Source organism: Streptomyces sp. NPDC013457 (assembly GCF_043089925.1).
In the GTDB taxonomy this organism is placed as follows: domain Bacteria; phylum Actinomycetota; class Actinomycetes; order Streptomycetales; family Streptomycetaceae; genus Streptomyces.
Genome location: NZ_JBICBL010000016.1, coordinates 160337 through 172363, shown reverse-complemented (window position 1 = coordinate 172363; position 12027 = coordinate 160337). Strand labels below are relative to the sequence as shown.

Annotated in this window: 9 protein-coding genes; 3 read left to right on the top strand and 6 right to left on the bottom strand. The window is 71.6% G+C overall.

Going from position 1 to position 12027, the window contains the following annotated elements; all coding sequences use genetic code 11:
• Positions 1-2: 2 nt before the first annotated feature.
• The 6 genes from ACF1G2_RS33500 to xylA all read right to left on the bottom strand — a co-directional run bounded on the left by ACF1G2_RS33500 (position 3) and on the right by xylA (position 6667).
• Positions 3-929, bottom strand: coding sequence for a carbohydrate ABC transporter permease (locus ACF1G2_RS33500; protein ID WP_391801926.1), 927 nt, complete (start codon positions 927-929; stop codon positions 3-5).
• The gene (locus tag ACF1G2_RS33495) at positions 929-1885 is read right to left on the bottom strand and encodes a carbohydrate ABC transporter permease (RefSeq protein WP_391801925.1); all 957 of its coding nucleotides are present in this window, start codon (positions 1883-1885) and stop codon (positions 929-931) included. Before ACF1G2_RS33495 ends, ACF1G2_RS33500 begins: the two co-directional genes overlap by 1 nt.
• An 82-nt stretch (positions 1886-1967) precedes the next feature.
• Positions 1968-3728, bottom strand: a complete 1761-nt coding sequence (gene araD / locus ACF1G2_RS33490; protein ID WP_391801924.1) for an L-arabinonate dehydratase — start codon at positions 3726-3728, stop codon at positions 1968-1970.
• A complete protein-coding gene (locus tag ACF1G2_RS33485; protein ID WP_391801953.1) occupies positions 3725-4633 on the bottom strand; it encodes a dihydrodipicolinate synthase family protein in 909 nt (302 codons plus the stop codon). The genes araD and ACF1G2_RS33485 overlap by 4 nt, the downstream gene beginning before the upstream one ends.
• Before the next feature lie 4 nt (positions 4634-4637).
• A complete protein-coding gene (locus ACF1G2_RS33480; protein WP_391801923.1) occupies positions 4638-5279 on the bottom strand; it encodes a GntR family transcriptional regulator in 642 nt (213 codons plus the stop codon).
• A gap of 203 nt (positions 5280-5482) precedes the next feature.
• Complete coding sequence (xylA, locus tag ACF1G2_RS33475; RefSeq protein ID WP_391801922.1) at positions 5483-6667, bottom strand: xylose isomerase; 1185 nt, start codon at positions 6665-6667, stop codon at positions 5483-5485.
• Positions 6668-6801: 134 nt separating this feature from the next.
• Between xylA and xylB the strand changes: the two genes are divergently transcribed.
• The 3 genes from xylB (at position 6802) to ACF1G2_RS33460 (ending at position 12021) form a co-directional block, all read left to right on the top strand.
• Positions 6802-8289, top strand: coding sequence for a xylulokinase (gene xylB, locus ACF1G2_RS33470; protein WP_391801921.1), 1488 nt, complete (start codon positions 6802-6804; stop codon positions 8287-8289).
• A gap of 181 nt (positions 8290-8470) precedes the next feature.
• The gene (locus tag ACF1G2_RS33465) at positions 8471-9298 is read left to right on the top strand and encodes an FAD binding domain-containing protein (RefSeq protein ID WP_391801920.1); all 828 of its coding nucleotides are present in this window, start codon (positions 8471-8473) and stop codon (positions 9296-9298) included.
• Positions 9295-12021 carry a molybdopterin-dependent oxidoreductase gene (locus ACF1G2_RS33460; protein WP_391801919.1) on the top strand — a complete coding sequence of 909 codons (2727 nt, stop codon included), beginning with the start codon at positions 9295-9297 and terminating at the stop codon, positions 12019-12021. Before ACF1G2_RS33465 ends, ACF1G2_RS33460 begins: the two co-directional genes overlap by 4 nt.
• The last annotated feature ends 6 nt before the right edge of the window (positions 12022-12027 follow it).

The following is a 12027-nucleotide window of genomic DNA, read 5'->3' as shown; positions in this document are numbered from 1 at the left end:
GGTCATCCCTTAACCGCCCCCGCGCTGAAGCCGGTGACCAGCCACTTCTGGATGAAGGCGAACACGATCACCACGGGCAGTGCCGCTATCACCCCGCCCGCCGCGAGCGCGCCGAGATCCACACTGTCCGCGCCCATCAGCGTGTTGAGGCCGACCGGGATCGTCTGCTTCTCCTGGCTGCTGAGGAACATCAGCGCGAACAGGAAGTGGTTCCAGGAGTGGACGAAGGCGAAGGAGCCCACGGCCACGAGCCCCGGCCGGAGCAGCGGCAGCACCACGATCCGGAAGGCGGCGAACCGGCTGCAGCCGTCGACCCAGGCCGCCTCCTCCAGGGAGTACGGCACGTTCCTGATGAAGCCGCTGATGAGAATCATCGACAGCGGAAGCTGGAACACGGTCTCCGCGATGATCACACTGCCCAGCGAGTTGATCATGCTCAGACTGGCGAAGATCTGGAACAGCGGGACGAGCAGCAGGGCGCCGGGCACGAACTGGGAGCAGAGCAGGGCCAGCATGAAGCCCTTCTTGATCCGGAAGTCGAACCGGGCCAGGGCGTAGCCGCCGGCCAGTGCGACGACCGTGGTCAGCACCAGCGTCGCCACCCCGATGAGCAGGCTGTTCTGGAAGAACGTGGCGAAGCTGCGCTCGTTCCACACCTTCTCGAAGTGGGCGGTCGTCATCGGCCACGGCAGGAGCGAGGTGGAGCCCGCCGGGCGGACCGCGAAGAGCACGATCCAGTAGAACGGGACGAGGGTGAAGAGCAGATAGATGCCGAGCGGCAGATAGATCTGCCAGCGCGGGGCCTCGTCCCAGGCGCGCCGCCGTGTGCGGCGCGGGGTCGGAGGCGTACGGGTCGGGGGTGCGGCGGCCACCGTGGCGGCCGCGACGGCCGGCGCCGCCGGCGCCGTGGGGGTGGCGTTCCGGGCCATCACGTGCTCTCGCCTCCGAACTTGCTCAGGCGCAGATAGACCATCGAGCAGAAGAGAAGGATCACGAACGCCACCGTCGTCAGGGCGGAGGCGTAACCGAAGTTGTGGGCGTCGACGCTGGTGTTGGCGATGTAGAGGGGGAGGGTCGTCGTCTCGCCCGCGGGCCCGCCGCCCGTCAGCGTGTAGAGCAGGTCGACGTTGTTGAACTCCCACACCGCGCGCAGCAGGGTGGAGAGGATGATCGCGTCCTTCAGATGCGGCAGCGTGATGTGGACGAACTGCCGTATCCGGCCCGCCCCGTCGACCTCGGCCGCCTCGTACAGGTCCTTCGGCACGGACTGCAGGTCGGCGAGGATGAGGATCGCGAAGAACGGCACCCCGCGCCAGAGATCGGCGACGACCACCGCGGAGAAGACCGTGGAGGTGTCGGAGAGCCACGACGTCCCGTACTCGCCGACGCCCATGTCGGCGAGGTAACGGGTGATGCCCGTCTGCGAGTTGTAGATCAGGACCCAGATCGCCGAGGTGAGCACGCCGGAGACGGCCCAGGGGGAGAAGACCAGCGCCCGGCCGAGCGCCCGGCCCACGAAGGTCTGGTTGACGATCAGGGCTAGCGCCAGTCCGAAGAGCAGCTGCAGCGTCACCTCGACGGCGACCCACTTGAGGCTGAAGGTGAGGGTGCCCCAGAAGTGCGGGTCCTCGGTGAGGATCCGGGTGAAGTTCTCCAAGCCGGCGAAGCCGTTCCGCCAGGGCTTCGTCGGATTGTGGTGCCGCAGGCTGAAGTAGAAGACGCTGAGCACCGGATAGGCGATGAAACCCAGCATCAGCAGCGCCGCGGGGGCGATCAGCAGATACGGCAGACGGCGTGGCGCCGCTCCGGTACCGCGGCGGGGACGCGCAGGTCCCGGAGGTCTGTTCGCTGGTGCCTTGGGCGGTGGGGTCACGGCTGTGGCCATGACGGCGGCTCCGTTCTCGGGCGCGAGGCGCTTCGCAGACGGTGTTCGACGGAGGAGGGGCTGGGGTGGACCGGGGCGGGTGTCAGCCCGCGTACGGATCCGGCGTCGTTCCCGGCCTGGCCAGGAACTCGAAGTCGCAGCCGGTGTCGGCCTGGGAGATCTGCTCGGTGTACAGCGCGCCGTAGCCGCGCTCGTAGCGCTTCGGCGGGGGAGTCCACGCGGCCCGACGGCGTTCCCACTCCTCCTCGTCCACCTCGGCGTGGAGCGTGCGCGCCTCGACGTCCAGGGTGATGAGGTCGCCGGTGCGGACGAGGGCGAGCGGCCCGCCGACGTACGACTCCGGTGCCACGTGCAGCACGCAGGCGCCGTAACTCGTCCCGCTCATCCGGGCGTCGGAGATCCGGACCATGTCGCGCACCCCCTGCTCCAGCAGATGACGGGGGATCGGCAGCATTCCGTACTCGGGCATGCCCGGACCCCCCTTGGGGCCCGAGTTGCGCAGGACCAGGACGTGGTCGCGCGTGATCCCGAGCTCCGGATCGTCGATGGTCCGCTGCATCGAGCGGTAGTCGTCGAAGACCACGGCCGGACCGGTGTGCTTGAGCAGCTGCGGCTCGGCGGCGATGTGCTTGATCACCGCACCGTCCGGGCACAGGTTGCCGCGCAGCACCGCCACCCCGCCCTCGTCCGCGAGCGGCCGCGAACGCACCCTGATGACCTCGTCGTTGTGCACGAGGGCGCCGTCGAGCTGCTCCCGCAGCGTCGGGTGGGAGACGGTCGGCCGGTCCAGATGGAGCACGTCGGTGAGCCGTGAGAGGAAGCCCGGCATGCCGCCGGCGAAGTGGAAGTCCTCCATCAGGTACCGCCCGCCGGGGCGGAGGTCGGCGAGCACCGGCACCGACCGCGCGATCCGGTCGAAGTCGTCCAGCGCAAGCCGCACCCCGGACCTGCCGGCCATGGCGATCAGATGGATGACGGCGTTCGTCGACCCGCCGAGCGCCAGGACGGCGGCGACCGCGTCCTCGTACGCCGCACGGGTGAGGATCCGCGAGAGCCGCAGGTCCTGCCGGACGAGTTCCACGATCCGCATCCCCGAGGCGGCCGCCATCCGGTCGTGACCGGAGTCCACGGCGGGGATGGAGGAGGCGCCCGGCAGCGTCACGCCCAGCGTCTCGGCCGCGGCGGTGAGGGTGGAGGCCGTGCCCATCGTCATGCAGTGGCCAGGGGAGCGGGCCAGCCCGTTCTCCAGCTCGGCCAGCTCGCCGTCGCCGATCAGACCGGCCCGCCGGTCGTCCCAGTACTTCCACATGTCCGTACCGGAGCCGAGGGTCTCGCCCCTCCAGTGCCCCGGGAGCATCGGACCCGCGGGGACGAACACCGTCGGCAGGTCCACGGTGGCCGCGCCCATCAGCAGCGCCGGGGTCGACTTGTCGCAGCCGCCCATCAGGACGGCCCCGTCGACGGGGTAGGAGCGCAGCAGCTCCTCCGTCTCCATCGCCAGGAGGTTGCGGTAGAGCATCGGCGTCGGCTTCTGGAACGTCTCCGAGAGCGTGGAGACCGGGAACTCCAGCGGGAAGCCGCCGGCCTGCCACACCCCGCGTTTCACCGCCTGCGCGCGGTCGCGCAGATGGACGTGGCAGGGGTTGATGTCGGACCAGGTGTTGAGGATGGCGACGACCGGCTTGCCCAGGTGCTCCTCGGGCAGATAGCCGAGCTGCCGGGTGCGGGCCCGGTGGCTGAACGAGCGCAGTCCGTCGGTCCCGTACCAGCGATGACTGCGCAGCTCCCCGGGGCCGCGCGGGGCCTGCCGGCCCGGGTCCCGGGAGCCGACGGGGGCGCTCATGCCTGCCACCTCGCGGCTATCGCCGCGACCTCGGCCCTGCTCCGCTCCGGAAGTTCGCGGCTCGGGGGCCGGATGTCCCGGCGGCACAGGCCCAGAGCGGCCAGCGCCTCCTTGACGACGGTGACGTTGTCCGCGCTGCCGTTGGCGGCCCGCAGCTCCTCGAAGCGGCGGATCTGCTCCCACACCTTCATCGCCGCGGGATAGTCCCCGGCCCGCAGGGCGGTGAGCATCTCCAGGGACACCGAGGGCGCCACGTTGACCAGACCCGAGGTGAAACCGGTCGCCCCGCTCGCGAAGTACGACGGGGCGTACGGCTCGGCGAGCCCGGCCACCCAGACGAAACGGTCGAGACCGGCGTCACGTGCGAAGCCGGCGAAGCGCGACGCGTCCGGGACCGCGTACTTCACACCGATGACGTTCGGGCAGGCCGCGCCGAGCTCCGCGAGCCGCTCGCCGCCGAGCAGCGCGTTCCGGATGTACGGCACGACGCCGAGCTCCGGAACGGCCTCGGCGATCGCCCGGTGGTAGTCGACCCAGCCGCCGTCGGAGACGTACGGATGGACCGGCTGATGGACCATCAGCATGCCGGCTCCGGCGTCGCGGGCGTGCCGCGCGGCCGCGACCGCGGTCGGCACGTCGTGGCCGACGCCGACCAGCATGGCGGCCCGGTCGGCCGCTTCCTCGATCGTCACCTCGGTGACCAGGCGGCGCTCCTCGGGCGTGAGGGCGTAGAACTCGCCGGTGTTGCCGTTCGGCGTGAGGGTGCGGATGCCGGCGTCGAGCATCCTGCGCACCAGCGCGCGGTGGGCGGCGGTGTCCACCGAGCCGTCCTCGGCGAACGGGGTCACCGGGATCGCCACCACATCGGCGAGCGCGGCCTTCTCGGTCTCGAAGTTCCTGGTCACTCGGTCACTCACCGTCCTCGGGGAAGGCGCGCTCGACGAAGGAGGCGATGTGGTCGTGGACGGCGAGACCGGCGCCGGCGGAGTCGCCGGCCAGCGCGAGCCGCAGGATCTCCTCGTGCTCGGCCGCCTCGCGCTCCCAGGAGGGCGTCGCGGCCCAGGCCACGGTGGAGACCAGGGCGGCCTGGTCGCGGACCTCGTCCAGCATCCGGCCGAGCAGCGGGTTGCCGCAGGGCAGGTAGAGGGCGCGGTGGAAGTCCCGGTTGGCCAGGGAGCGTTCGGCCGGATCGTCGGCGGCCTCGGCCCGGCCGAGCGCGGCCCGCGCCTCGTCGAGGGGCGCGCCGGCGTCGACGGTACGGCGCACGGCCTCGGGTTCGAGCAGCAGCCGTACGTCGTAGACCTCGCGGGCCATGTCGGCGTCCACCATCCGTACCGTCACGCCCTTGTACTGGCTCATCACCACGAGACCGCTGCCGACCAGGGTCTTGAGGGCCTCGCGCACCGGGGTCTTCGACACCCCGAATCGGGCGGCGAGTTCGGTCTCCACGAGCGCCTGGCCAGGACTGAGGCCACCGGTCAGGATGTCGTGTTTGATCGCCTCCAGGACGTACTGGGTGCGGGAGGGGATGGGACTGGGGGCGAAGGTCATGACGCACTCTCAGATCTCGTGTATCGCGTCTCATATATGACGTACGAAGTGCAACGCCGATGAAGCTAAGTGGGCGTTGATGTTTCGTCAATGCTTCGCGCAGGATTCTTAGAAAGCGCTTACCGTCTTCTCCTGTCGGGGCGAACGGCAACGGGCGCCCGGTCCGTGGTCCGGGCGCCCGCCGTGGTGAAGGGTCGGGGCGGTCAGCGGACCGCCAGCAGGTGTTCGAGCGCCAGCTGGTCCAGGCGCTCGAACGCCATGGAGCGCTCGGCCGCCGCCGCCACGTCGAACTCCTCGTACGCGCCGGTGTCGGCGAGCAGTCCGGCGAGGCCGTCGGAGGCCGTGGGCACGGCGAGTTCGGGCAGCCGGGAGGCGGCCAGGGCCTCCTGGACCTCGGGGTCGGCGCGGAAGGCGGCCGCGCGCTCCTTGAGGATCAGGTAGTTGCGCATGCAGTTCTTCGCGGACTCCCAGACCCCGTCGAAGCCGTCCGTTCGCACGGGCTTGAAGTCGAAGTGCCGCGGCCCCTCGTACCCTCCGGTCTCCAGCAGGTCCACCAGCCAGAACGCCTGGCGCAGATCCCCCGCGCCGAAGCGGAAGTCCTGGTCGTACTTGATGCCCGACTGGCCGTTGAGGTCGATGTGGAAGAGCTTGCCGGCCCACAGTGCCTGGGCGATGCCGTGCGGGAAGTTGAGTCCTGCCATCTGCTCGTGGCCCGTCTCGGGGTTCACTCCCACCAGTTCGGGCCGTTCCAGGCGCTCGATGAAGGCCAGGGCGTGGCCGATCGTCGGCAGGAGGATGTCGCCGCGCGGCTCGTTCGGCTTGGGCTCGATCGCGAACCGCAGCTCGTAGCCCTGCTCGGTGACGTACTGGCCGAGCAGGTCGAAGGCCTCCTTCATCCGGTCGAGCGCCACCCGGACGTCCTTCGCCGCGCCCGATTCGGCGCCCTCGCGGCCGCCCCAGGCGACATACGTCGTGGCGCCCAGCTCGACGGCCAGATCGATGTTGCGGATCGTCTTGCGCAGGGCGTACCGCCGCACGTCCCGGTCGTTGGCGGTGAAGCCGCCGTCCTTGAAGACGGGGTGGGTGAAGAGGTTGGTCGTGGCCATCGGCACCTTCAGGCCGGTGCGTTCGAGCGCCGCCCGGAAGCGCTTGACCACGGACTCACGCTCCGCGTCCGAGGCCCCGAAGGGGATCAGGTCGTCGTCGTGGAACGTGACGCCGTACGCCCCCAGCGCGGCGAGCCGTTCCACCGACTCCACGGGGTCGAGCGCCGGTCGGGTGGCCTCGCCGAAGGGGTCGCGGCCCTGCCAGCCGACCGTCCACAGGCCGAAGGTGAACCGGTCCTCGGGTGTGGGGGAGAAGCGCGTGGGGGAGATGCGTTCCGTCATGTTCTGTCCCTTTTGTTGCCGTTCTCGGATGACAGGAAGGGCGCGGCGCGACCTGGCCCATCTATTTGTTTTCTGAGATAACTAATACGGCACGGCGCGACCCGGCGCCAGAGTGGACGACGAAGGTGAGACCTATGACGGCGACGCGCCCAACGCCCCCGGTCGTGATCGGAGTGGACAGCTCCACACAGTCCGCCAAGGCGCTCGTCGTCGACGCGCAGACCGGCGCCGTACGCGGAACCGGCCGGGCCGCGCACACGGTCACGGGGGAGGGCGGAGCCCGCGAGAGCGACCCCGAGCAGTGGTGGTCGGCACTGCGCGACGCCGTCGCCGAGGCCCTCACCGACGCGGGGACGCCCTCCTCCGCCGTGACCGGCATCGCCGTCGCGGGCCAGCAGCACGGCCTCGTGGTTCTCGACGCGGCGGGCCGCCCACTGCGCCCCGCCCTGCTCTGGAACGACACCCGGTCCGCACCTCAGGCCGTCGAACTCACCGCCGCGCTCGGCGGTCCGGACGGCTGGCTCGCCCGGACCGGCTCGGTGCCGGTCGCCTCGATGACCGCCACCACGTGGCAGTGGCTACGCGCCCACGAACCCGTCGTCGCCGCCTCCACGGCCGCCGTCAGGCTCCCCCACGACTTCCTGACGGAGCGCCTCTCCGGAGTCGCCGCCACGGACCCCGGGGACGCCTCGGGCACCTGCTGGTACGACACGGCGGCCCGCGCCTACGACCCCGGGATCCTGGCCCTGCTCGGTCTCGACGAAGCCCTGCTGCCCGTCGTCGCCCCGAGCGGTGCCACCCGTGTCGGTACGCTCACCCCGGCCGCAGCCCGCGCGCTCGGACTGCCGCCCGGCGTCGCCGTCGCCGCCGGTACGGGAGACAACATGGCCGCGGCCGTCGGTCTGGGCCTCGGCGGCGCGGGGCTCCTGGACCATCCTGTCGTGAGCCTCGGCACCTCGGGCACCGTCTTCGCCGCCACCCGGAACCGCCCGGCCGCCCCCGGCCTCGCCGGATTCGCCGCGGCCGACGGCACGTACCTCCCTCTCGGCTGCACCCTCAACTGCAGCCTGGCCGTGGACCGGTTCGCCGGACTGCTCGGGCTCGACCGCGAGGACACCGCACCCGGCGACGGCGTCGTCGTCCTGCCGTACCTCGACGGCGAGCGCACCCCCGACCTTCCGCACGCCACCGGCCTCGTCACCGGACTGCGCCACACCACCACACCGCGCGCGATCCTCGGCGCGGCCTACGAGGGCGCCGCGTTCACCGTGCTGCGTGCCCTCGACGACCTCCTCGCCGCCTGCGGCCTCGACCCCTCGGACGCGGCGGTACGGGACCGCCCGCTGCACCTGATCGGCGGCGGGGCCCAGGGGCGTGCCTGGAGGGATACGATCCGCCGTCTCTCCGGCCGCCCCGTGACCGTCCCCGCCGCGACCGAACTCGTCGCGCTCGGCGCGGCCGCGCTCGCGGCCTCCGCCGCGACCGGAGAGGACCCCGTCGCACTCGCCACGGCATGGGGCACGGGACGGGGGGAGACGCTGGAGCCGGTGGCCCGCGACGAGGCGGCCTGGGACCGGATCGCCACCGTCCTGGACCGGGCGGCCCCGAGCCTCCTCACCTGACTCGCCACCGACCCGCGGCAGCCTGTTCCGGCCGCGCGCGGACGGACCGTCCTCGTTACGCTGGAAGGAAATTGCCGTGTCCGGCGGTCCTGTCTCCCACCACGGGGGCGCGGCCGTCTCCAGGCGATCCCGATGCGTTGGACGGGGCACGCTCCCCGCGCGCAGGGGCAGGTGTCTCCCCATGGACCTGAACACCGTCACCGAACTCGTCCGGCTGCCGAACGAACGGCCGGGCGCGGACTGGCGCGAGGGCGACGCCTGGCTCGCGGGCGGGACGTGGCTGTACTCCGTCGAACAGCCGGACCTGCGCCGCCTGGTCGACCTCACGGCGCTGCCGTGGGCACCCCTCGTGCCGGGCGACACCGGACTGGAGATCGGGGCCACCTGCACGATCCGCGACCTCCACGCCTTCGTGCCGCCCGGCGACTGGGCGGCCGGGACGCTCCTCGCCACGGCCTGCGAGGCGTTCCTCTCCTCGTTCAAGATCTGGAACGCGGCGACCGTCGGAGGGAACATCTGCCTGTCCCTGCCCGCCGGCCCGATGATCACGCTGGCGGTCGCCCTCGAAGCCCGCTACGAACTGTGGGCCGCCGACGGCTCCGTACGCACCGTCGACGCGCTGGACTTCGTCACCGGGGACCACCGCAACATCCTGGCCCCGGGCGAGATCCTGCGCCGCGTGCACATCCCTGCGCGTGCCCTGCGCAAACGCGCCGCCCACCGCCGGTTCACGCTGACCCGCCTCGGCCGCTCCACCGTGTTCCTGATCGGGACGCGCACACCCGGCGCGAGCGACCTCATGCTCACCGTCACCGCCGGCACCACCAGGCCGGTACGGTTCGCCTTCGACCGGATGCCCGACGCCCAGACCATGCGACGGAGCGTCGACGCGATCCCCGCCGACGTCTGGTTCGCCGACCCCAACGGGACTCCCGACCACCGTCGCCACCTCACCCGGCACTTCGCCGAAGAGATCCGCCGCGAACTCATGGCACAGGACCCGGCATGACCTACCGCGTGAACGGCAGGAGTTTCGACGCGGAACCGCGTCCCGGCCAGTGCCTGCGCACCTACCTGCGGGAGCTGGGCCACTTCGGTGTCAAGAAGGGCTGCGACGCGGGCGACTGCGGCGCGTGCACGGTGTGGCTGGACGGCACTCCGGTCCACAGCTGCGTCACCCCCGCCTTCCGCGCGGACGGCCACGAGGTGACCACGATCGAGGGTCTCGGCACGCCGGGCGACCTGCATCCCGCGCAACGCCGTTTCCGCGACGCGCCGGGCTTCCAGTGCGGCTTCTGCACCGCGGGGATGATCATGACCTCGGCCACGTTCACCGGGGAACAGAAGGCCGACCTTCCGCGGGCGCTCAAGGGCAACCTCTGCCGCTGCACCGGTTACCGCGCGATCGAGGACGCCGTGCGGGGCCGCTCCGCCGTCCAGGATGCCGAACCCGGCAAGGCCGTGGGGGCGAGCGTGGGCGCGCCGGCGGCCGAGGACGTGGTGACCGGCCGCGCCGAGTTCACGATGGACGTCCGCATGGAGGGCATGCTGCACCTCAAGGTGCTCCACTCACCCCACGCGCACGCCCGGATCGTCTCGGTCGACAGGACCGCCGCGCTCGCCGTCCCCGGCGTGCGCGGCGTCTACGGCTGGGAGGACGTGCCGCGCAGGCGGTTCACCACGGCGATCCACACCGACCACCTCGTCGATCCGGACGACACGTACATCCTCGACGACACGGTCCGTTTCGTCGGCCAGCGCGTCGCCGCGGTGGTGGCCGACACCGTCGGGGCGGCGGAGGAGGGCTGCCGTCGCCTCGTCGTGGAGTACGAGGTACTGCCGGCGGTCTTCGACCCGGAGGAGGCCATGGCCGACGGGGCGCCCCAACTGCACGGATCGGAGGACCCGTTCGTCCGCGATCCCCACCGCAACCTCCTGCTGGAGATCCATACGCACATCGGGGACGTCGACGCCGGCTTCGCCGCGGCCGACGTCATCCACGAAGGCACCTACGTCTCACCGCGCGTGCAGCACGCGCACCTGGAGACCCACGGCTCGATCGCCTGGATGGAGGACGGCCGGCTGAACGTCCGCACCAGTTCGCAGTCCCCGTCGATCGCCAAGGCCAAGCTGGAGTACCTGTTCGCGCTGCGCCCGGACCAGCTCCGTGTCTTCTGCAAGCGCGTCGGCGGCGGGTTCGGCGGCAAGCAGGAGGTCATCTCCGAGGACCTGGCCGCGCTCGCCGCGCTGGACACCGGGCGGCCCGTCTCCTTCGAGTACACGCGCGAGGAGGAGTTCACCACGGCCTCGCCCCGCCATCCGATGAGGCTGACGGTCAGGCTCGGCGCGAAGGCCGACGGCACCCTCACCGCGTTCCAGGTCCGCAACGTGTCCAACACGGGCGCCTACGGCAACCACGGCGGCGAGACGCTCCACGCGGGCGGGGCCGCCGTGATGATCTACCGCTGCCCCAACAAGAGGTACGACGCCTACTCCGTCTACACCAACACCGTCCCGAGCGGTGCGCTGCGCGGGTACGGCATGACGCAGCCGGCCTTCGCCGTGGAGTCGGCGATGGACGAACTCGCCCTCGCCCTGCACATGGACCCCTTCGCCCTGCGCCGCCGCAACATCGTGCGGCCCGGCGATCCGCTCGTCGCGATGCACGACGGCCCCGACGACGTGATGTTCAACGAGGACGGCCTCGCCAAGTGCGTCGACCTGGTGGCGGGCTCCCTCGCCCGTACGGCCGACCAGCCGGCGCCCGGCCCGGAGTGGCTCGTCGGCGTCGGCGTGGCGAGCTCCCTGCACGGGACCGCGCCCCCGACCCAGCACATCTCCGAGGCGTGGCTGACCCTCGGCGACGACCTGGTCTACGAACTCGCCGTCGGCACCGTCGAGTTCGGCGAGGGCACCTCGACCGCGCACGTCCAGATCGCCGCCACCCAGCTGCGCACCGTGCCGTCGCGGATCCGTCTCGTACAGTCCGACACCGACCGCACCGGATTCGACACCGGTGCCTTCGCCAGCGCCGGACTCTTCGTGGCGGGCAACGCGGTGCTCCGGGCGGCGAACGCGGTGCGCGACCGCATCCTGGAGTTCGCCGCCGCCCACGCGGGCGTCCACGTCGTGATGTGCACGATGGACGACGAGGACGTCGTCTGCGGGGACACCCGCGTCCCGCTGGCCGAACTCGTCGCCCTCGCCCGCTCCCGCGGCATCCGGTTCACCGCCGCCCGCAAGGCGTACGGCTCGCCCCGGAGCGTCGTCTCCAACACCCAGGGCTTCCGTGTCGCCGTCCATCCGGTCACGGGCGAGATCCGTGTCCTGCACAGCGTCCAGGCGACCGACGCCGGTGTGGTGATCAACCCCGAGCAGGTCCGGGGGCAGGTGGACGGCGGGGTCGCCCAGGGCATCGGATTCGCGCTGACGGAGAACCACCGGGTCGACGCCGACGGCGTCATGGTCAACCCGAACCTCCGCGACTACCGGATCCCCACCTTCGCCGACGTCCCCCGCACCGAAGTGCTCCTGGTGCCCTCCACGGACTCCGTGGGGCCCATGCGGTCCAAGGGCATGGCGGAGTCCTGCATCAACCCGGTGGCCCCGGCGCTGGCGAACGCGCTCCACGACGCCACCGGCGTGCGGTACCGGGAACTCCCCCTGACCCCGGAACGGATCTACGGCCGGCTCGCCCGGAGCAGGCACGCGTGGACGGGCACGGGCCGATGACCACCG

Excerpts from the sequence above, each read along its gene's own strand:
- ACF1G2_RS33500 (WP_391801926.1), bottom strand. The coding sequence starts at position 929 with ATGGCCCGGAACGCCACCCCCACGGCGCCGGCGGCGCCGGCCGTCGCG.
- ACF1G2_RS33495 (WP_391801925.1), bottom strand. The coding sequence starts at position 1,885 with ATGGCCACAGCCGTGACCCCACCGCCCAAGGCACCAGCGAACAGACCT.
- araD (WP_391801924.1), bottom strand. The coding sequence starts at position 3,728 with ATGAGCGCCCCCGTCGGCTCCCGGGACCCGGGCCGGCAGGCCCCGCGC.
- ACF1G2_RS33480 (WP_391801923.1), bottom strand. The coding sequence starts at position 5,279 with ATGACCTTCGCCCCCAGTCCCATCCCCTCCCGCACCCAGTACGTCCTG.
- xylA (WP_391801922.1), bottom strand. The coding sequence starts at position 6,667 with ATGACGGAACGCATCTCCCCCACGCGCTTCTCCCCCACACCCGAGGAC.
- xylB (WP_391801921.1), top strand. The coding sequence starts at position 6,802 with ATGACGGCGACGCGCCCAACGCCCCCGGTCGTGATCGGAGTGGACAGC.
- ACF1G2_RS33465 (WP_391801920.1), top strand. The coding sequence starts at position 8,471 with ATGGACCTGAACACCGTCACCGAACTCGTCCGGCTGCCGAACGAACGG.
- ACF1G2_RS33460 (WP_391801919.1), top strand. The coding sequence starts at position 9,295 with ATGACCTACCGCGTGAACGGCAGGAGTTTCGACGCGGAACCGCGTCCC.